This window comes from uncultured Modestobacter sp., assembly GCF_947486615.1.
In the GTDB taxonomy this organism is placed as follows: domain Bacteria; phylum Actinomycetota; class Actinomycetes; order Mycobacteriales; family Geodermatophilaceae; genus Modestobacter.
Map to the genome: position 1 here is coordinate 103,921 of NZ_CANKUD010000010.1, position 19,865 is coordinate 123,785.

The 19,865-nt window shown below is 72.9% G+C and carries 19 protein-coding genes; 1 reads left to right on the forward strand and 18 read right to left on the reverse strand.

The features are described from left to right. Positions 1-5: 5 nt before the first annotated feature. The 17 genes from Q1A09_RS22655 to pyrR all read right to left on the reverse strand — a co-directional run bounded on the left by Q1A09_RS22655 (position 6) and on the right by pyrR (position 18,428). Positions 6-584: a DUF4276 family protein gene (locus Q1A09_RS22655; protein WP_366139800.1), complete on the reverse strand. Its 579-nt coding sequence runs from the start codon at positions 582-584 to the stop codon at positions 6-8. Then, positions 581-1,774, reverse strand: a complete 1,194-nt coding sequence (locus Q1A09_RS17565) for an AAA family ATPase (protein WP_299957780.1) — start codon at positions 1,772-1,774, stop codon at positions 581-583. The genes Q1A09_RS22655 and Q1A09_RS17565 overlap by 4 nt, the downstream gene beginning before the upstream one ends. Before the next feature lie 155 nt (positions 1,775-1,929). Next, positions 1,930-3,879: a primosomal protein N' gene (locus tag Q1A09_RS17570; RefSeq protein WP_299957783.1), complete on the reverse strand. Its 1,950-nt coding sequence runs from the start codon at positions 3,877-3,879 to the stop codon at positions 1,930-1,932. Positions 3,880-3,999: 120 nt separating this feature from the next. Continuing rightward, positions 4,000-5,235: a methionine adenosyltransferase gene (metK, locus tag Q1A09_RS17575; protein ID WP_299957786.1), complete on the reverse strand. Its 1,236-nt coding sequence runs from the start codon at positions 5,233-5,235 to the stop codon at positions 4,000-4,002. A 162-nt stretch (positions 5,236-5,397) separates the two neighbouring features. Next, positions 5,398-6,621: a bifunctional phosphopantothenoylcysteine decarboxylase/phosphopantothenate--cysteine ligase CoaBC gene (coaBC, locus tag Q1A09_RS17580; RefSeq protein WP_299957789.1), complete on the reverse strand. Its 1,224-nt coding sequence runs from the start codon at positions 6,619-6,621 to the stop codon at positions 5,398-5,400. Between the two features lie 145 nt (positions 6,622-6,766). Next, a complete protein-coding gene (gene rpoZ / locus Q1A09_RS17585) occupies positions 6,767-7,030 on the reverse strand; it encodes a DNA-directed RNA polymerase subunit omega (RefSeq protein WP_014741310.1) in 264 nt (87 codons plus the stop codon). A gap of 84 nt (positions 7,031-7,114) precedes the next feature. Continuing rightward, positions 7,115-7,684 carry a guanylate kinase gene (gmk, locus tag Q1A09_RS17590; RefSeq protein ID WP_366139802.1) on the reverse strand — a complete coding sequence of 190 codons (570 nt, stop codon included), beginning with the start codon at positions 7,682-7,684 and terminating at the stop codon, positions 7,115-7,117. 56 nt (positions 7,685-7,740) lie between these two features. After that, positions 7,741-8,097, reverse strand: a complete 357-nt coding sequence (gene mihF / locus Q1A09_RS17595; RefSeq protein WP_222193669.1) for an integration host factor, actinobacterial type — start codon at positions 8,095-8,097, stop codon at positions 7,741-7,743. A gap of 217 nt (positions 8,098-8,314) precedes the next feature. Next, positions 8,315-8,593, reverse strand: a complete 279-nt coding sequence (locus Q1A09_RS17600; RefSeq protein WP_299957817.1) for a hypothetical protein — start codon at positions 8,591-8,593, stop codon at positions 8,315-8,317. After that, positions 8,590-8,892 carry a hypothetical protein gene (locus Q1A09_RS17605; RefSeq protein ID WP_299957821.1) on the reverse strand — a complete coding sequence of 101 codons (303 nt, stop codon included), beginning with the start codon at positions 8,890-8,892 and terminating at the stop codon, positions 8,590-8,592. Before Q1A09_RS17605 ends, Q1A09_RS17600 begins: the two co-directional genes overlap by 4 nt. After that, positions 8,889-9,770, reverse strand: coding sequence for an orotidine-5'-phosphate decarboxylase (pyrF, locus tag Q1A09_RS17610; protein WP_299957824.1), 882 nt, complete (start codon positions 9,768-9,770; stop codon positions 8,889-8,891). The genes Q1A09_RS17605 and pyrF overlap by 4 nt, the downstream gene beginning before the upstream one ends. Beyond that, the gene (locus tag Q1A09_RS17615) at positions 9,767-11,149 is read right to left on the reverse strand and encodes a dihydroorotate oxidase (RefSeq protein WP_299957827.1); all 1,383 of its coding nucleotides are present in this window, start codon (positions 11,147-11,149) and stop codon (positions 9,767-9,769) included. The genes pyrF and Q1A09_RS17615 overlap by 4 nt, the downstream gene beginning before the upstream one ends. Continuing rightward, entirely contained in the window at positions 11,146-14,466 is a 3,321-nt protein-coding gene (gene carB, locus Q1A09_RS17620; RefSeq protein WP_299957830.1) for a carbamoyl-phosphate synthase large subunit, read from the reverse strand. The genes Q1A09_RS17615 and carB overlap by 4 nt, the downstream gene beginning before the upstream one ends. Further along, positions 14,466-15,626, reverse strand: a complete 1,161-nt coding sequence (gene carA, locus Q1A09_RS17625) for a glutamine-hydrolyzing carbamoyl-phosphate synthase small subunit (protein ID WP_299957833.1) — start codon at positions 15,624-15,626, stop codon at positions 14,466-14,468. The genes carB and carA overlap by 1 nt, the downstream gene beginning before the upstream one ends. Then, the gene (locus tag Q1A09_RS17630) at positions 15,623-16,909 is read right to left on the reverse strand and encodes a dihydroorotase (protein ID WP_299957835.1); all 1,287 of its coding nucleotides are present in this window, start codon (positions 16,907-16,909) and stop codon (positions 15,623-15,625) included. Before Q1A09_RS17630 ends, carA begins: the two co-directional genes overlap by 4 nt. After that, positions 16,906-17,826: an aspartate carbamoyltransferase catalytic subunit gene (locus Q1A09_RS17635; RefSeq protein WP_299957838.1), complete on the reverse strand. Its 921-nt coding sequence runs from the start codon at positions 17,824-17,826 to the stop codon at positions 16,906-16,908. The genes Q1A09_RS17630 and Q1A09_RS17635 overlap by 4 nt, the downstream gene beginning before the upstream one ends. Next, positions 17,823-18,428 (reverse strand): bifunctional pyr operon transcriptional regulator/uracil phosphoribosyltransferase PyrR, encoded by a 606-nt coding sequence (gene pyrR, locus Q1A09_RS17640; RefSeq protein ID WP_299957840.1) that lies wholly within the window; start codon positions 18,426-18,428, stop codon positions 17,823-17,825. The genes Q1A09_RS17635 and pyrR overlap by 4 nt, the downstream gene beginning before the upstream one ends. Positions 18,429-18,683: 255 nt before the next feature. On the opposite strand from pyrR, the gene Q1A09_RS17645 reads away from it, so the two are divergent. After that, positions 18,684-19,229 carry a transcriptional regulator gene (locus Q1A09_RS17645; protein WP_299957842.1) on the forward strand — a complete coding sequence of 182 codons (546 nt, stop codon included), beginning with the start codon at positions 18,684-18,686 and terminating at the stop codon, positions 19,227-19,229. Positions 19,230-19,435: 206 nt separating this feature from the next. Here the strand turns inward: Q1A09_RS17645 and nusB are convergent, their stop codons facing one another. After that, positions 19,436-19,840 (reverse strand): transcription antitermination factor NusB, encoded by a 405-nt coding sequence (nusB, locus tag Q1A09_RS17650; protein WP_299957844.1) that lies wholly within the window; start codon positions 19,838-19,840, stop codon positions 19,436-19,438. Positions 19,841-19,865 lie beyond the last annotated feature (25 nt).

Sequence of the window (19,865 nt, forward strand, 5' to 3'; positions counted from 1 at the left end):
TGCTTCTAATCGTCCGAAAGCAGTCGTCCAACCTCGCTCACTAGCAGGCCAAAGGACGGACAGCGACTCCTTGCCATTTCAATGTCCATCGCGGCCGCGAAACTTGGCTGGTGCAGAGTCGGACGGTAAGACTCGGTCATTTGCGCACTCAGAGCACCCTTTGCATCTCTCTTGCCTTCCGGGTCACCTTCAAAAGACGCATCATGTCTGACGCTACGATGCGAACGCAGACTCACAATGGACCCCAGGAACCAGGCTTCAAATTCACGAACGGCGACAGCGGCTGCGGCTCGCTCCGGGGCCAGCTCGTGCAACAACTGATTGAGACCGCTCCTTGTTTCGTTCGGGTCGTCGTCATCGGCGTCACGGAGGACGATGACGCCGCCGGACTCACCTACGCGCTCCGCGAGCACATGAACGATGGGCGCCAACCCCTCTCCGTGCATGAGATTGACAGGCAAACGCCAGGGTGACGAGACGGTCACATGACACCCGAATACCTCTAACGCGATTCGCCGTAGAAGAACCGGAACCGCCCGCACTTCGCCATGACCCTCCACAATCGGTGCAAGTATCGGGCTCATGTTGTGGGCAGCGGAAGTTCGAATCGCGTCTTGTCAGGTATCAACTGATCCTGTCGCAACATCTCTCCAGCGGTGAATAGGCCGTCCGCAATAGCCAACCGACCAGCTGAATCGGGCCGCCCAATGACTGTCTCTCCAGCCTCGGAGCGCACAGCAAGGAGCTCGTCCTCTCGAATAGTCGGGTCATCCAGCAGGTCAGGACTGTGACTCGTAACCAAGACCTGCCGGTTGCCACTCGCATCGCGCAACGCACCCATCAGTACACCAGCGGCCGCCGGGTGCAATGCAATCTCGGGTTCCTCGATCCCAACGGAGCTAACTACCGGAGACGGGGCGGGGAAGAGTGCCAGTAACACACCGAGCGCGCGCAACGTTCCATCCGACATGGAATTTGCGGCGAACGACCAGGGCTGCTTAGCGCCAGTAACGTGCTGCCGGAATTCAAGACTCTCCCAAGAGCCCAGGCTGATTCGTTCGACACCGTCGACCCCTGGCACGACTTGACCCAGATACTCCTCAATCCTAGCCTTCAGTTCCGGATTCTCTCGGCGCAAACGCTCAATGACGCTGGCGGCATTGCTGCCGTCACGCCGCAACTGCTCCCCAGAGTCAGGATTCTGGAGTTTCCGCATGCTATCGGGGTTGAGGCTGTACATAGCGAGCGCACTCAACCCATCAAACAGCGTCCTGAACGGCTCCACTGCAGAAATTGCAACCAGGCTTAGCCGATCGTCAACTACCGAAGGGAACTCGCGTATCGAAGTCGAAGCAAGCTTTCCGTTCCGGGTTGAATAGTGATGCCTTTCAGTGTGCCCGAACTCGGCCGACTGAATCATGCAATCTTCATGAGATATGCGATAGTCACCGCCAGAAACGGCAGCTACCTGGAAAGAAAAAGAACCAGCAAGCAGTCCTTGAACGAAGTCAAGTTCAATGCGGAAGTGGGTTGGGTGACCAGTCGACCTACGCCGCACCTCCGTGATGCCACCACGATCGCGCAGTGCATGGTCCAGCGTGGTGGTAAGAGCGTCTGATGTTAGTCTAAGTGCGTCAAGGAAGTTCGACTTACCCGACCCATTTGGGCCAACCAGCATAGCCAGCGGACCAAGTCTCACATCGCACGAAGCGATGCTCTTAAAATGCCGCAGACGCACCCTGCGGATTGAGAAGCTGCTTCCGTAGCCACTCACGTTTCCACCCCGATCGTCTGGTAACCGAATCTTGATTGTGCCACTGCCGCCGCATCGACCTAAGCAGCTGTGATCGCCAGTCGTCACCCACCTGTCCGCAGCGAAGTCAAAGAGTGACTGCGGCGACTGAATCAGTGGCCGCCCCGGCGGCCGCCTCAGGCCAGCTCGAGCGGGTCCAGCTGCACCCGGACGTGCTCGGCGACCTTCTTGGCGCTGCGCACCCCCTGCACGTCGTGCAGCGCGCGGGCCAGGGCGACGCCGTCGCTGCGGCGCACCCGCACCAGGTACCGCTCCCGCTCGCCGTCCTGGCCCGGCCGCGGCGGCTCGGGCACCGGCCCCAGGACGTCGGCGCCCCCGGGCAGCCGCAGCGCGTCCAGGAAGTCGGCCAGCGCCGCGGGTGAGGCCGACAGCGAGGCCATCCGGGTGACCGGCGGGAAGCCCAGCTCGCGCCGGTCGGCCAGCTCCCGGGCGGCCAGGCCGGCCGGGTCCCAGCGGACCAGGGCCTGCACCACCGGGTGCCCGGCGTCGGCGCTGACCACCACCTGCCCGCCGGCACGCACGAGCGCAGCCGCGTTCATCCAGCGGCGCAGCGTCTCCTCCCCCGCCCGCAGGTCGGCCCGGCCCAGCAGCGCCCAGGAGTCCAGCAGCAGGGCCGCGCCGTAACCGCCCTCCGCCACCGGCTCGGCCCCCGGGGTGGCGACCACGATCGCCGGGTCACCGGAGACGGTGGCCAGCACCGAGCCCCGGCCGGAGACCCGCACCGCCGCGCCCGGGAAGGCCCGGCCCAGCTCCTCGGCGGTGCGCGAGGCACCGACCACCGCGGCCCGCAGCTTGGTGCCGTGGCAGTGCGGGCAGTCGAAGGTGGCGGCCGGGCGGGCGCACCACCGGCAGGCCGCGATCCGGACGCCGTTCGGCCCGGGCGCCGGGGCGATGCCCAGCGGGCCGGCGCAGTGCGCGCAGCGGGCCGGGGCCCGGCACCGGTCGCACACCAGCGAGGGGACGTAGCCCGACCGCGGCACCTGGATCAGCACCGGTGCGCCGGCCTGCAGCGCCTTGCGGGCAGCCGTGAAGCCGAGCGTGGGCAGCCGGGCCGAACGGGCGGCCGGGTCGCGGGCCAGCTCGAAGTCGCTGCCCAGCGCCTCCACCCGGGGGGCCGCCGCGCGCAGCGTCGCCCGGTCGGCGACCAGCTCGTGCGCCCACCCGGACTCCACCAGCAGCGCCGCCTCCGCGGTGCGCGCGGTGCCGGCCACCACGGCCGCGCAGGAGGCCAGGTGCGCCCGGTGGACCAGCACGTCGCGGGCGTGCGGGTAGGGCGCCCGGGGCTCGGCGTGCAGGTCGTCGCCGTCGTCCCAGATCACCACCAGACCCAGGTCACGGACCGGCGCGAAGACCGCCCCGCGGGTGCCCAGCACCACCTGTGCGGTGCCCCGGGCCGCGCTCAGGAACCGGCCGTACCGGGTGTCGGGGGTGGAGTCGGCACGCAGCACGGCCACCGAGCCGGCCGGCAGCAGCCGTTCCGCGGCCGCGGCGAGCCGGTCCAGGTCCTTGCCGTCGGGGACGACCACCAGCGCCCCGCGACCACCGGACAGGGCGGCCTGGGCCAGCTCGGCCAGCCGGGTGGGCCAGTCCTCGCCGGGCAGCGCCGTCCACACGGCGCGGGCCGGGTGGCCCTCGGCGACGGCGGCCAGCAGCTGCGGCCCGGTCGGGTACCGGGCGAACCCGGCCGGGTCGGGGGCCTGCGGCGGTGGCGGCGGGTCGAGCCGGGGCCGCTTCTCCGGCGCACCCCGCCGCGGGGGCAACGCGAGCCGCAGCACGTCGGTCATCGACCCGGCGTAGCGGTCGGCGACCGACCGGGCGACCTCGGCGACCTCCGGGGTGAGCACCGGCTCGGCGGAGACCACCTTCGCCAGCGGGGCGAGCTTCCCGGTGTGGTCGGTGCTGCCGGCCAGCTCCAGCACGACGCCGTCCACCAGTTTGCCGGCGAACCGCACCCGCACCCGGCAGCCGGCGACCACCTGCTCGGCCAGCTCGTCGGGCACGGCGTAGTCGAAGGGCCGGTCCAGGTGGGCCAGCGGTACATCGACGACCACCCTGGCGACCCGCACCGGACCAGTCTCCCCGGTGGCACCGACAGTCCTCCGCCACGCCCCCGACCCCTGGCACGACAGAGCCCGCCCCTCCACCACGCGTGGTGGAGGGGCGGGCTCGGTGCGGCGCCCGTGGGGTTACGCGCCGACGGCCTCACGCAGCGCGTCGACGCGGTCCAGCCGCTCCCAGGGGAGCTCGACGTCGGTACGGCCGAAGTGCCCGTAGGCCGCGGTCGGCGCGTAGATGGGGCGGAGCAGGTCCAGGTCACGGACGATCGCACCGGGGCGCAGGTCGAACACCGAGGTGATCGCCTTCTCCAGCACTTCCTCCGGCACGGTGTTGGTGCCGAAGGTCTCGACGAAGAGCCCGACCGGGTGCGCGGCGCCGATCGCGTAGGCGACCTGCACCTCACAGCGGCGGGCGAGCCCAGCAGCGACCACGTTCTTGGCCACCCAGCGCATCGCGTAGGCGCCCGACCGGTCGACCTTCGACGGGTCCTTGCCGGAGAAGGCGCCGCCACCGTGCCGGGCCATGCCGCCGTAGGTGTCGACGATGATCTTGCGGCCGGTCAGGCCGGCGTCGCCCATCGGGCCGCCGATCACGAACTTGCCGGTGGGGTTGACCAGCAGCCGGTAGCCGGTGGTGGGCAGGCCCAGGGCGGCGAGCTCGGGCTCGACGACGAGCTCCTGCACATCGGGGGCGAGCAGGGTCTCGATGGAGATGTCCTCGGCGTGCTGGGAGGAGACCACCACGGTGTCCACGGCGACCGGACGGTCGTCCTCGTAGACGACGGTGACCTGGGTCTTGCCGTCGGGACGCAGGTAGGGCACCGACCCGTCCTTGCGGACGGCGGACAGCCGCTTGGACAGCCGGTGCGCCAGGGCGATCGGCAGCGGCATCAGCTCGGGGGTCTCGTCGACGGCGTAGCCGAACATCAGGCCCTGGTCGCCGGCGCCCTGCTTCTCGATCAGGTCCTCGGCGATGGCGGCGCGCACCTCGGCGTTGCGCTCCGGGTCGGCCAGGCCGCCGGTGCGCGCCTCGTAGGCGATGTCGACACCCTGGGCGATGTCCGGGCTCTGCGCGCCGATGGAGACGCTGACGCCGCAGGAGGCGCCGTCGAAGCCCTTGCGGGAGGAGTCGTAGCCGATGCCGAGGATCGTCCGGCGGACGATGTCGGCGATGTCCACGTAGCCGGAGGTGGTGACCTCCCCGGCGATGTGGACCTGACCGGTGGTGATGAGGGTCTCGACGGCGACCCGGCTGCGCGGGTCCTGCGCCAGCATGGCGTCCAGGATCGAGTCGCTGATCTGGTCGGCGATCTTGTCGGGGTGGCCCTCGGTCACCGACTCGGACGTGAAGAGACGGCGTGGCACTCGGTTCTCCCTGAGGTCGGCTGCCGAGCGCGGTGGTCGCGTTCGGTGGGCACGGCGCCGCGCTGATGGGACGTCGGGGTGGTGCTGACGTCGGCATGGCGGTGCGGCCCGTCGACGAAGGCTACCGGCGGTCGCCGCCGGCCGTCGGGTGTGGCGGCTGGATCACCCCTGGGGAGTGAGGCGGGCGCCGATCACGTCCCACACGGCCGAGGCGACGGCGTCCTTGCGCCCTGCCGGCACCGGGGTCGTCGTGCCGTCGGCGCCGAGCACCGTGACCTCGTTCTCGGCGCGGCCGAAGACCCGGCCGGCGGAGACGTCGTTGACCACGAGGAGGTCCGCGCCCTTGCGGGCCAGCTTGGCGCGGGCGTGGGTGAGCACGTCGCCCTCGGCGTCGCCGGTCTCGGCGGCGAAGCCGACCACCAGCTGCCCGGGCGGCCGGGAGCCGACCAGCTCGACCAGGACGTCGGGGTTGCGCACCAGCTCGATCGAGCTGGGCTCGCTGGCCGCGCCCTTCTTCAGCTTGCTGCCGGCGACGGCGGCGGGGCGGAAGTCCGCCACCGCTGCCGCCATCACCACGACGTCGGCCCCCTGTCCGGACTCGGCCTGCACCGCGGTGCGCAGCTCCTCGGCGGACTCGACCGGGACCACCCGCGACCCGAACGGCGCCGGCTGGTCGACGTTGGCCGCGACCAGCACGACCTCGGCGCCGCGGGCGGCGGCGACCCGGGCCAGCGCCCAGCCCTGCATGCCGGAGGACCGGTTGCCCAGGAAGCGCACCGGGTCCAGCGCCTCACGGGTCCCGCCGGCGGTGATCACCACCCGGCGGCCGGTGAGGTCCTGACGCAGGGCGCCGGCGCCGGTGGTGAGCACCAGCTCGGCCAGCGCCGCGACGTCGGCGGGCTCGGGCAGCCGGCCGGGTCCGGAGTCGGGTCCGGTCAGCCGGCCGACCGCCGGGGGCAGCACGATCGAACCCCGCCGGCGGAGCGTCGCGACGTTGTCCTGGGTGGCCGGGTGCAGCCACATCTCGGTGTGCATCGCCGGCACGAAGACGACCGGGCAGTGCGCGGTCAGCAGGGTGGCGGTGAGCAGGTCGTCGGCCCGGCCGGCGGCGGCCCGGGCCAGCAGGTCGGCGGTGGCCGGGTTGACCAGCACCAGGTCGGCGGTCTGGCCGATCCGCACGTGGGCGACCTCGGGGACGTCGTCCCAGACCTCGGTGGACACCGGGTTGCCGCTGAGCGCCTCGAAGGTCGCCGCGCCGACGAAGCGCAGCGCCGAGGCGGTCGGCACGACGCGCACGTCGTGGCCGGCCTCGGTCAGGGCACGCAGCAGCAGCGCCGACTTGTAGGCCGCGACGCCGCCACCCACGCCGAGCACGATCTGGCTCATGGGCTCCATCCTCCACGCACGACGAAACCCCCGGCACCAGCCGGGGGTTTCGTCATCAGTTCTGGGCAGGCATCGGTGCCCTACCGGCCCCGGTCCAGAGGCTCGTCCCCGAGCTCGCGAGGGGATGAGGAGGACCGGGGTCCTTCTAGTTCTCGCCGGCGGTGTGGGTCAGCAGGCCCTCGTTGATCTCGCGGAGCGCGATCGAGAGGGGCTTCTCCTGGGGCGCGGTGTCGACCAGCGGGCCGACGTACTCCAGCAGGCCCTCGGAGAGCTGGCTGTAGTAGGCGTTGATCTGGCGCGCGCGCTTGGCGGCGTAGATGACCAGCCCGTACTTGCTGCTGGTGCGCTCGAGCAGCTCGTCGATCGGCGGGTTGGTGATGCCCTCAGGGGCGGGTGCGACTCCGGACACGGGCGGGCGTGCTCCTCAACTCGGTGTGCGGGCGGGCGGCGGAACCAGTCCGCTCGGTCGCCTCGGGTGCGCCTTCGGCAGCGGTCAACGACCAGCGGGCGGAGGCGCAGTCAGCAAGCCTACCAACTCGTCCGCCGCTCTGGCCACGTCGTCGTTGACGACGACCACGTCGAACTCCCCGGAGGCGTCCAGCTCGGCCTGCGCCAGGGCCAGCCGGCGCTCCTGGACGTCGGGGTGCTCGGTGCCCCGGCCGGCCAGCCGGCTGACCAGCTCCGCCCAGGACGGCGGGGCCAGGAAGACCAGCTGCGCCTCCGGTGCCCGGCTGCGGACCTGCCGGGCACCCTGCAGCTCGATCTCCAGCAGCGCAGGTGCCCCCGAGGCCAGTTGCTCCTCCACCGGGGCGACCGGGGTGCCGTAGCGGTTGCCGGCGTACTCGGCCCACTCGAGCAGCCCGTCGTTGGCGATCAGCCAGTCGAAGTACTCGTCGTCGACGAACCAGTAGTGCTCGCCGTCGACCTCGCCCGGCCGGGCGGCCCGGGTGGTCACCGACACCGACACCCAGACCTCCGGGTGCCGCCGCCGGACCTCCGCGACGACCGTGCCCTTCCCCACCCCGGAGGGTCCGGAGAGCACGGTCAGCCGCGCGCGGCCCAGCTCACCTGCTCGGCGCCCCTCGGCCCGGGGTGGCCGGAGACCACCGCGGGGTCCGCTCAGAGGAGGCCCTCGGTGGGCACCTGGTCCGGCTCGACCTGCTCGCCGGCGAACTCGGACTCCAGCGCCCGGCGCTGGTTGGCACCCAGGCCCCGCACGCGGCGGGTGGGCGAGATCTCCAGGCGCTCCATGATCTTGGCCGCGCGGGCCTTGCCGACGCCGGGGAGGGACTCCAGCACGGCGGAGACGCGCATCTTGCCGATGATCTCGTCGGTCTCGCCCTGCTTGAGGACGTCACCGACCGTGGTGCCCTTGCTCTTCAGTCGCTCGCGCAGCTCGGCGCGGGCCTTGCGGGCCGCGGCGGCCTTCTCCAGGGCGGCGGCGCGCTGTTCGGGGGACAACTCGGGAAGGGGCACGGAGCAACCCAATCGTGTTCATGCCGGCGCAGCGACCGGCGTGGTTCTTCGGTGTGGAGCTTGCCTGCAGGGCGGCCCTCGGTATGAGCCTGGCCGCCAACCTAGTCACCCGGAACGCGCTGGTCACCCTGGACCCCGTGTCATCTGCGCCGGGGCGGTGTGCTGCACGGACACGCGATCGGACCGGACGGTGCCGTAACCGGACCGTCACCGCTGGTCAACCGGCTGGTCGGGCACCCAACGACCAGCCGGCCACCCCGGCCAGCAGCAGCCCGCCCAGAGCCGCCACCCCACCGCCGGTCACCTGCACGCCGCTCAGCGACGTACGCCACGGGCCCCCGCCGCAGGACGGCCCGTCCGGGCAGAGCGGCTCGTAGCTGCCCTCGTACACGACGACCGGGTCGACGGCTCCGGTCACCACGAGGACGACGCCGGCGACGAGCAGCAGGGTCCCGAGGGCTGCGGCGGCCAGCACGGTGCGGGGCGCCCGGCTCACCGGCGGGCCCGCCGCCGGCCCAGCGCCCAGCCGGACAGCCCGGCGAGCAGGAGCAGTCCGGCGACGACCAGGGCCGCACCGGCGACGTGGCCGGCGGTCCAGAGCACCGACCAGCGGTCGTCGAACGACAGCGTCAGGCTGCTCTGGAAGGCAGCGGTGTCGGCCGGCAGGGGTGTGTAGGACGCCCAGCCGCCGTCCGTCGGAGGCCCTGGCCGGTTGGCCCGCCGGAAGAGCGCGACGCCCAGCGCGCACAGCACCGCCCCGAGGGCGAGCACCAGCCGGGGCGCCGCGCGCCTCACGCGGTGAGCTCCGCGGTCCAGCGGTCCGCGGCGCCGCGCAGGGCTGACGCGTCCGGACCTGCCTGCAGCACGTCCCGGGAGACGGTGGGGACGACGGCCCGGCCGCTGCCGAACAGCCGGCGCAGGTCGGCCACCGAGCCGCCCTGTGCCCCCAGTCCCGGGGCGAGCACCGGGCCGCCCAGCCCGTCGAGGTCGACGTCCAGGTCGGGCAGCGTGGCGCCCACGACGACGCCGAAGGAGCCCGTGGTCGCACCCCAGCGGCCCTGCAGGTCCCGCACCGCGGCGACGTCGGGCAGCGGGTCGCCCACCACCCAGCCGGGCGTGTTCCAGCCGCGCACGGTGTCCACCACGACCTGGGCGGCGGTCCGCTCCCCCACCAGCGCGTGCTGCAGCGTCCCGGCGTCCGGGTTGGAGGTGCGCGCCAGCACGAACAGCCCACCTCCGGTCCAGCGCGCGGTGTCCACCGCCGGCTGCAGCGAGCCGGGGCCGAGGAACGGGCTGACCGTCAGGGCGTCGACCGCCAGCGGGTGGTCGGGGCGCAGGTAGTCGGCGTAGGCGTCCATCGTGGAGCCGATGTCGCCGCGCTTGGCGTCCAGCAGGACCAGCGCCCCGGCGGCCCGGGCGCGGGCGACGGCGTCCTCCAGCACGGCGAGCCCGCGGGAGCCGTGCCGCTCGTAGAAGGCCAGCTGCGGCTTGAGCACCGCGACCTGGCCGGCCAGCGCGTCCACCACCGTGTCGGTGAACCGGGCCAGGCCCTCGGGGCTGTCGGGCAGGCCCCAGCGCTCCAGCAGCGGCACGTGCGGGTCGATGCCGACGCAGAGCGGCCCGCGGGCGGCGACGGCGTCGGCCAGCCGCTGCCCGAACGCCGACGCGCTCACGCCGGCACCGCCCGGGGCAGGGTGCCGCCCAGCCCGGCAGCGCAGGCGCCGGCGAGGAAGGGGTCGGAGAACGCCCCGGACGCGGTCTGCACGGCGTCGGCACCCAGGTCGTACAGCGCGGAGAACGAGGCGGCGTCGGTGACCCCGCCCATCGCCAGCACGTCGAACCGGGCGCTGCCGGCGTCGCGGAGGGCGACCAGCCGCCGGGTGAAGTCCAGCGCCGAGTCGCGGACCGCGATCCCGGAGAGCCCGGCGAGGTCGCGGCCGGGGAAGGTCGACTGCCCGTCGCTGCGCCGCACCCGGCTCTGCAGCGTGTTGATCCCGGCGATGCCGTCGACCAGCGGCGCCAGCCGGGGCACCAGCGCCGCCAGGGCCGGCTCGTCCAGCCAGGAGAGCTTGGCCACCAGGCCGGTGCGGTCGTCCAGCGCCCGCCGCACGCCGGCGACCACGGCCAGGGTCGCCTCCGGGTCCAGGCACAGCGGCGGCTTGACCCCGGACGACGTCCGGCTCAACGAGTTCGGGCAGGACAGGTTGAGCTCGATGACCGGGGCGCCGGCCTCCTGCGCCAGCAGCGCGGTGCGCGCGAAGTCGGCGACCAGCGCGTCCAGCTGCGGCGTGGGCGAGTCGTAGTCGTCGCCCATCACGCTGACCAGCATCAGCTGGTCCTCGGCCAGCACGGCGAGGGCGCGGGCGAGGTCGGCCGTCCACTCCTCCGGCGGCAGCGAGGGCACGCCGAAGGAGTTGACCGTGCTCACCGCCGGCGACCCGGGCGGCACCCAGTCCCAGGGGTCGGCGGTCACCTCACCGGCGGCGCCGGGCGGCAGACTCGTCGTCTCCCGGGCCGCGTACACCCAGTTCGGCTGGGCGTTGGGCTCGTGCGCCCGGCTGCGCACCGTCTTGTAGCTGAGCACGTTGAACCCGTTGCCGGCCAGGTAGCGCACCCACTCCTCGCCGCCGGTGAGCACGCAGGCGGGCACCCCCACGGGGAAGCCGATGTCGCGGCCCAGCAACCGCCACCGCCGCCCGGCGACCACCGGACGGGCGGGCAGCCGCGGCCCCGGCGGGGTGGCGATGTTCTCCCGGAACCCACCCCGGACGTCGTAGGCCGGGGAGCGCACGCCGGAGGCCGCGAGCACGTCGTGGTGGCCGGCGAAGTACAGGGCCCGCACCAGCAGCAGCTCGTCGTCCACGCTGACCGTGCCCGCCTCGAGCCGGGCGGCCAGCCCCGCGACCGCATCGGCCAGCGCGGCCCGCTCGCCCTCCGGCGGCGACCCGAACCGGGTGGCCCCGGCCAGGAACGCCGCCGGCAGCCCGGCAGTCAGCCCGCGGCCGAGCAGCTCGCCACGCAGCTGCGCGACCACGCCGTCCGGGGTGCTCACACCTGCGTCCCGTCCCCCACCGCCGCCTGGGCGGCGGCCAGTGCGCGGTGCAGGTCCTGCAGGCTGCGCACCCCGAGGTCGCCCCGGCGCAGCGACTCCACGCCCTGCACCGTGGCCGCCATCCCCTGCACCGTGGTGATGCACGGGATGCCGGCGCTCACCGCCGCCGCCCGGATCTCGTAGCCGTCCAGCCGCGGGCCGCTGTTGCCCGGCGTGCCGAACGGGGTGTTGACCACCAGGTCGATCTCCCCGGCCAGGATCCGCTCGACGACGTTGCCCGGGCCGTCGGAGAACTTGCCGACCACCTCGCAGGCCACCCCGTTGCGGCGCAGCACCTGGGCGGTGCCGACCGTGGCCAGCACCCGGAAGCCCAGGTCGGCCAGCCGCTTGACCGGGAACACCGCCGCCCGCTTGTCCCGGTTGGCCAGCGACACGAATACCGTGCCACCCGTCGGCAGGTCGCCGTAGGCGGCGGCCTGGGACTTGGCGAACGCCGTGCCGAACTCGGCGTCGATGCCCATCACCTCGCCGGTGGACTTCATCTCCGGGCCGAGCACGGTGTCCACGCCGTGGCCCTCGACGGTCCGGAAGCGGTGGAAGGGCAGCACCGCCTCCTTGACCGCGATCGGGCCCTCGACCGGCAGGTCGGTGCCGTCCCCGGTGGCCGGCAGCACACCGGCGGTGCGCAGCTGGGCGATCGTCTGGCCGACCGCGATCCGGGCCGCGGCCTTCGCCAGCTGCACCGCGGTCACCTTCGACACGAACGGCACGGTGCGGCTGGCCCGCGGGTTGGCCTCCAGCACGTACAGGACGTCGTCCTTGAGGGCGTACTGCACGTTCATCAGCCCGCGCACGCCGATCCGGGCGGCGAGCGCCTCGGTGGCCGCGCGGATGGCCCGCAGGTCGGCACCACCGAGGGTGATCGGGGGCAGCGCGCACGCCGAGTCGCCGGAGTGGATGCCGGCCTCCTCGATGTGCTCCATGACCCCGCCCAGGTAGAGGTCGGTGCCGTCGTAGAGCGCGTCGACGTCGATCTCGATGGCGTCCTCGAGGAACCGGTCGACCAGCACCGGGTGGTCGGCGCTCACGTCGGTGGCCCGGCGGATGTAGGCCTCCAGCGTGTCGTCGTCGTAGACGATCTCCATGCCGCGCCCACCGAGCACGTAGGAGGGGCGCACCAGCACCGGGTAGCCGATCGACGCCGCGATCGCCGTGGCCTCGCCCGACGTGGTCGCCATGCCGTGCTTGGGGGCGAGCAGCCCGCAGTCGGTGAGCACCCGGGAGAACTCGCCGCGGTCCTCGGCGGCGTCGATCGCCTCCGGCGACGTGCCGAGCACCGGGACGCCGGCGTCCTTGAGCCGCTGCGCCAGGCCCAGCGGGGTCTGCCCGCCGAGGGTGCAGATGACCCCGGCGACCGGCCCGGCGGCGCGCTCGGCCTCCACGACCTCCAGCACGTCCTCGAAGGTGAGCGGCTCGAAGTACAGCCGGTCGGCGGTGTCGTAGTCGGTGGAGACGGTCTCGGGGTTGCAGTTGACCATCACCGCCTCGTAGCCGGCGTCCTGCAGGGCCATCACCGCGTGCACGCAGGAGTAGTCGAACTCCACGCCCTGCCCGATCCGGTTCGGGCCCGACCCGAGGATCAGCACCGCCGGCTTCTCGCGCGGCTCGACCTCGGTCTCGGAGTCGTAGGAGGAGTAGTGGTACGGGGTCTTCGCCGCGAACTCCGCGGCGCAGGTGTCCACGGTCTTGTAGACCGGCCGGATGCCCAGCCGCCAGCGCAGCACCCGGACGCCGTCCTCACCGGCCAGCTCGGGCCGCAGCGCGGCGACCTGCCGGTCGGACAGGCCGTGCCGCTTGGCCCGGCGCAGCAGCTCCGGGGTGAGCGACGGCGCCTCCCGGACCTGCTCGCCGATCTCGTCGACCAGGGCGATCTGGTCGACGAACCACGAGTCGAAGCCGCTGGCGGCCGAGACCTCCTCGACGGTGGCCCCGGCGGCCAGTGCCCGCTGGGCGGTGTAGAGCCGGCCGTCGACCGGGGTGCGCAGCTGCTCGAGCAGCGTGGCGGCGTCCGCGTCCGGTGCCGCGTCGGTCCAGAACCCGGCCGCCGACGTCTCGGTGGAGCGCATCGCCTTGCCGAGGGCCTCGGTGAAGTTGCGGCCCATCGACATGACCTCGCCGACGCTCTTCATCGTCGTGGTCAGCCGCGGGTCGGCCCCGGGGAACTTCTCGAAGGCGAACCGCGGGATCTTCACCACCACGTAGTCCAGCGACGGCTCGAACGAGGCCGGGGTGACTCCCGTGATGTCGTTGGTGATCTCGTCCAGGGTGTAGCCGATGGCCAGCTTCGCGGCGATCTTGGCGATCGGGAAGCCGGTGGCCTTGGACGCCAGCGCGCTGGACCGGGACACCCGCGGGTTCATCTCGATGACGACCAGCCGGCCGGTCTCGGGGTGGACGGCGAACTGGATGTTGCAGCCGCCGGTGTCCACGCCGACCTCGCGCAGCACGGCGATGCCGACGTCGCGCATCTGCTGGTACTCGCGGTCGGTGAGCGTCATCGCCGGGGCGACGGTCACCGAGTCACCGGTGTGCACGCCCATCGCGTCGATGTTCTCGATCGAGCAGATGACGACCACGTTGTCGCTGCGGTCGCGCATCAGCTCGAGCTCGTACTCCTTCCAGCCCAGCACCGACTCCTCGATGAGCACGGTGTGCACCGGTGAGTCCGCCAGCCCGTGGCCGGCCATCCGGCGCAGCATCGGCTCGTCGGTGGCGATCCCCGAGCCCAGCCCACCCATGGTGAAGCTGGGCCGGATGACCACCGGGTAGCCGACCTCGTCGGCGGTGGCCAGCGCCTCCTCCACCGTCGAGCAGACCGTGGAGCGCGGGGCGTCGGCGCCGATCGAGCGGACGATGTCCTTGAACTTCTGCCGGTCCTCGCCGCGGTTGATCGCGTCGACGTCGGCACCGATCAGCTGGACGCCGTACTTCTCCAGGACGCCGTTCTCGTACAGCCCGATGGCGAGGTTGAGCGCCGTCTGGCCGCCGAGGGTCGCCAGCACCGCGTCGGGGCGCTCGGCGGCGATGACCCGCTCGACGAACTCCGGGGTGAGCGGCTCCACGTAGGTGGCGTCGGCGACCTCGGGGTCGGTCATGATCGTGGCCGGGTTGCTGTTGACCAGGCTGACCCGCAGGCCCTCGCTCTTGAGCACCCGGCAGGCCTGGGTGCCGGAGTAGTCGAACTCGCTGGCCTGGCCGATCACGATCGGCCCGGAGCCGATGACCAGCACGTGCTGGAGGTCTGTCCGCTTGGGCATCAGGCCTTCTCCCCCGTGCTCGACTCGACGACGGGTGCAGGAGTCACCGCGCTGCCCTCCTTGTTGGCTTCCATCAGGTCGACGAAGCGACCGAACAGCGGGTTGGCGTCGTGCGGGCCGGCCGCGGCCTCCGGGTGGAACTGCACGCTGAACGCCGGGGTGTCCAGCAGCCGCAGGCCCTCGACGACCTGGTCGTTCAGGCCCACGTGGCTGACCTCGACCGGGCCGAACGGCGTGTCGGTGGGCCGGTCGAGCGGGGCGTCGACGGCGAAGCCGTGGTTGTGGCTGGTCACCCGCACCGTGCCGCTGACCCGGTCGAGCACCGGCTGGTTCAGGCCGCGGTGGCCGAAGCGCAGCTTGTAGGTGCCCAGGCCCAGCGCCCGGCCCAGGATCTGGTTGCCGAAGCAGATGCCGAACAGCGGGCGCCGGGCCGCCAGCACCCCGCGCACCGCCTCGACCGCGTAGTCGGCGGCCGCCGGGTCACCGGGACCGTTGGAGACGAAGACGCCGTCCACGCCGTGCTCGAGCAGCTGCTCGGCGGTCGCGGTCGCGGGGAGCACGTGGGTCTCGACACCCAGCTCGGCCAGGTAGCGCGGCGTGGCGGTCTTGATGCCCAGGTCGAGCGCGGCGATGGTGAAACGCTTCTCCCCCACCGCCGGGACGACGTAGGGCTCAGCCGCGCTGACGCCGGGCGCGAGGTCGGCACCGGTCATGCTCGGGCTGCCGGTGACCTTCGCGAGCAGCTCGTCGGCGCTCAGCTCGGTGCTGATCCCGGCGCGCATCGCACCGCGGTCGCGCAGGTGCCGGGTCAGCGCGCGGGTGTCGATGCCGCTGATCCCCACCACGCCCTGGGCGACCAGCTCGTCGTCCAGGCTGCCGGTGGCCCGCCAGTTCGCCGGGCGCCGGGCGGGGTCGCGCACGACGAAGCCGGCCACCCACATCCGGCGGCTCTCGTCGTCCTCGTCGTTGACGCCGGTGTTGCCCACGTGCGGGGCCGTCATGGTGATGATCTGGCCTGCGTAGCTGGGGTCGGTCAGCGTCTCCTGGTAGCCGGTCATCCCGGTGGAGAACACCGCCTCGCCGACCGTCGTGCCGGTCGCGCCGTAGGAGTCGCCGGAGAACGTGCGTCCGTCCTCGAGCACGAGGATCGCCTCTGTCACTTCTGTGCCTTTCCGTCGAGCACGGTCGGCACGCCCCGCAGGAACGTGGCGACCACCCGGCCGGGGAGCTCCCGGCCGGCATAGGGGCTGTTGCGGCTGCGGCTGGCCAGCGCGGCCGGGTCGACGGTGGCCCGGTGCGTGGGGTCCAGCAGCAGCAGGTTGGCCGGCTCGCCGACGGCGAGCGGGCGGCCGTGGGAGTCCAGACGGCCGATGCCCGCCGGGCGGACCGACATGCGGTCGGCGACGCCGCGCCAGTCGAGCAGGCCCGGCTCGACCATGGTCTGGACGACGATCGCCAGCGCCTGCTCCAGCCCGAGCATGCCCGGGCGGGCGGCGGCCCACTCGCTCTCCTTGTCCTCCACCGCGTGCGGGGCGTGGTCGGTGGCGACGGCGTCGATCGTGCCGTCGGCCAGCCCGGCCCGCAGCGCCTGGACGTCGGCGTCGGTGCGCAGCGGCGGGTTCACCTTGTAGACCGGGTCGTAGGTCTCGGCGAGGGCGTCGGTGAGCAGCAGGTGGTGCGGGGTGACCTCGGCGGTCACCTGCACACCGCGGGACTTCGCCCAGCGCAGGATCTCCACCGACCCGGCGGTGGAGACGTGGCAGACGTGCAGCCGGGCGCCGACGTGCCCGGCCAGCAGGACGTCGCGGGCGATCACCGCCTCCTCGGCGGCGGCCGGCCAGCCGGTGAGCCCCAGCCGCGCCGAGCGGTCGCCCTCGTTCATCTGCGCGCCGACGGTGAGCCGCGGCTCCTCGGCGTGCTGGGCGACGACGCCGTCCAGTGCCTTGACGTACTCCAGCGCCCGGCGCATCAGCGCGGGGTCGGCGACGCAGTGCCCGTCGTCGGAGAACACCCGGACCCGGGCGGCGGAGTCGGCCATCGCGCCGAGCTCGGCCAGCCGCTCGCCGCGCAGGCCGACGGTGACCGCCCCGACCGGGACGACGTCGACCAGCCCGGCCTGCTGGCCCAGCCGCCAGACCTGCTCGACGACGCCGGCGGTGTCGGCGACCGGGTCGGTGTTGGCCATCGCGTGCACCGCGGTGAACCCGCCGAGTGCGGCGGCCCGGCTGCCGGTCTCGACCGTCTCGGCGTCCTCCCGGCCCGGCTCGCGCAGGTGGGTGTGCAGGTCGACCAGGCCCGGCAGCGCGACCAGCCCGGTGCCGTCGACCACGTCGGCGTCCCCGGCGTCCAGGCCGGTGCCGATCTCGGCGATGACGCCGTCGGCGATGCGGATGTCGACGGCGTCCTCGCCGTAGGGGCGGACGTTCGTGATCAGCAGACTCATTCGGGAGCCCCTCCCAGCAGCAGGTACAGGACGGCCATGCGCACGCTGACGCCGTTGCCGACCTGGTCGACGATCGTGGAGCGGGCGGAGTCGGCCACCTCGGCGGCGATCTCCATGCCGCGGTTCATCGGGCCCGGGTGCATGACGATCGCGTCGTCGGGCAGCACCGCCATCCGGCGGGCGTCCAGGCCGTAGCGGCGGCTGTACTCGCGGGCGCTGGGGAAGAACGAGGCGTTCATCCGCTCGGCCTGCACCCGCAGCATCATCACCACGTCGGCCTTGGGCAGGACGGCGTCCAGGTCGTAGCTGACCTGGACCGGCCAGCTGCCCACCCCGACCGGCAGCAGCGTCGGCGGGGCGACCAGGGTGACCTCGGCGCCCAGCGTCGACAGCAGCCAGACGTTGGAGCGGGCCACCCGGCTGTGCAGCACGTCGCCCACGACCACCACCCGGACGCCGTCGAGACGGCCCAGCCGCTGCCGGATCGTGTAGGCGTCCAGCAGTGCCTGGGTGGGGTGCTCGTGCGTGCCGTCGCCGGCGTTGACCACGCTGCCGCGGACCCAGTGCGCCAGCCGGTGCGGCGCCCCGGAGGCCCCGTGCCGGACGACGATGCCGTCGGCGCCCATCGCCTCCAGGGTGAGCGCGGTGTCCTTGAGGCTCTCGCCCTTGGAGACGCTGCTGCCCTTGGCGGAGAAGTTGATGACGTCCGCGGAGAGCCGCTTGGCGGCCAGCTCGAAGCTGATCCGGGTGCGGGTGGAGTCCTCGTAGAAGAGGTTGACCACGGTGCGCCCGCGCAGGGTGGGCAGCTTCTTGACCTCGCGGCCGGCCAGCGCCTGCTCGATCTGCGCCGCGGTGTCGAGCACGAGGGTGGCGTCGTCCCGGTCGAGGTCGCCGGCCTCCAGCAGGTGCCGCTTCACCGGTCGCCCCCGGCGACGCCGCCGGTCACGAGGACCTCGTCGAGGCCGTCGATCTCGGCCAGGTGGACCTCGACCTTCTGGCTGCGCGCGGTGGGCAGGTTCTTGCCCACGTAGTCGGCGCGGATCGGCAGCTCGCGGTGGCCGCGGTCGACCAGCACCGCCAGCTGCACCGCCCGCGGCCGGCCCAGGTCGCGCAGCGCGTCCAGCGCCGCACGCACCGACCGGCCGGAGAACAGCACGTCGTCCACGAGGACGACGAGCCGGCCGTCGATGCCGGACTCGGGCAGCCGGGTGTCCTCCAGCGCACGCACCCCGCGCAGCCGCAGGTCGTCGCGGTAGAGGGTGATGTCGACGGTGCCGACCTCGACGGGCTGCTGGGAGAACGACTCGACCCGGGCGGCCAGGCGGCGGGCCAGCGGGGCGCCGCGGGTGGGGATGCCGACCAGCACCAGGTCGGCGAGGGAGTCCCCGGCCTTCTCGATCAGCTGGTGGGCGATCCGGTCGACGACGCGCGCGACGTCGTCCGCGGTCAGCAACGGCGCCTGCTGGGACGGCGCAGGTGGTGCGGGCAGCTCTGATGACGGCGCCGGGCGCTCGGTCATCGCAGCCTCCTTCCCCGCCTCACGGGACGGGTCGTTAAAGGAGTTCGCCGTCATCGGCCGGGACGGCCGGCGACGGAGGTGGACCGACGGCGACGGTACTGCACCCCCGGAGGTGACCCGCATCGCGCCCGCCGCCGCGGCCTCCGGCGGGAGATCTGACCCGAAGGGGGCTCCTGACTGTCGCCCGTCTCAGAAGCCAAGTACTCTGCGTGACCAGCACGGTCCCATTACGACGACAGTCAGTGAGCAGAGGTCATGAGCACCGACTACTCCAGGGCGCTGGGCGCCCGCCTGCGGGCCATCCGCAACCAGCAAGGGCTGTCGTTGCAGGGCGTGGAGGACAAGTCCCACGGCCGGTGGAAGGCCGTCGTCGTCGGCTCCTACGAGCGCGGCGACCGCGCGGTCACCGTGCAGCGGCTGTCCGAGCTGGCCGTCTTCTACGGCGTCCCGGTCTCCGAGCTGCTGCCCGACCCGCGGCCCAGCTCCGCGGTCACCAAGAGCACCAAGATCGTGCTCAACCTGGAGTCGCTGGGCTCGCTGCCCGCCGACGAGGCCGGCCCGCTGGCCCGCTACGCCTCGACCATCCAGGCCCAGCGGCACGACTACAACGGCAAGGTGCTCTCGATCCGCGCCGAGGACCTCAAGTCGCTGGCGATCATCTACGACATGAGCCCCGACGAGCTGACCACCCGGCTCATCGAGTGGGGCGTGCTCTCCCCCGGCGCCGACGGCGTCGGCTACGCCACCGAGGACGACGACGAGCCGTCCTGGGGCGGCGACCGCCGCCGCACTCCGCGCTGACCTGACCGACGCACACGAGGCCCCACCCGCTCAGCGGATGGGGCCTCTGCGCGTCGCGGCGCACCCGAGATCTGCGAGCTCGTGCCCTCCCACCGGCCGATGCCTCCGAGACCGCAGGACCGGGCGGGCCGTGGGCGACGACAGGTTGAACGCGAACGGCCCACTCTGCGGGGCAGAGTGGGCCGTCCGCGTTCAGCGCTGGGACGTCAGGTGGGGATCTCGGCGCGGACGATGCCGCCGAGGACGCCGTTGACGTAGGCCGGGGAGTCGTCGGTGGACAGCGCCTTGGCCAGCTCCACCGCCTCGTCGATGACGACCGCGTCGGGCACGTCGTCGACCCACAGCAGCTCGTAGACCGCCATCCGCAGGATCGCGCGGTCCACGTCGGGCAGCCGGTCCAGCGACCAGCCGGAGGCGTGGGCCTCGATCAGCTCGTCGATCCGGGCACGCTCCTCGACCGCCCCCTCGACCAGCCGGACGGCGTGCTCGGGGACCGGCGGGTTGCCGTCGGCGACGCGGTCACGCAGCACCGCGACCGGGTCGTCGCCCCGCAGGTCGGCCTCGTAGAGGACGTCGACCGCGCGCTTGCGTGCCTTGGAACGGGCGGCCACTAGCGGGTGGGCCGGGTGGGCGTGT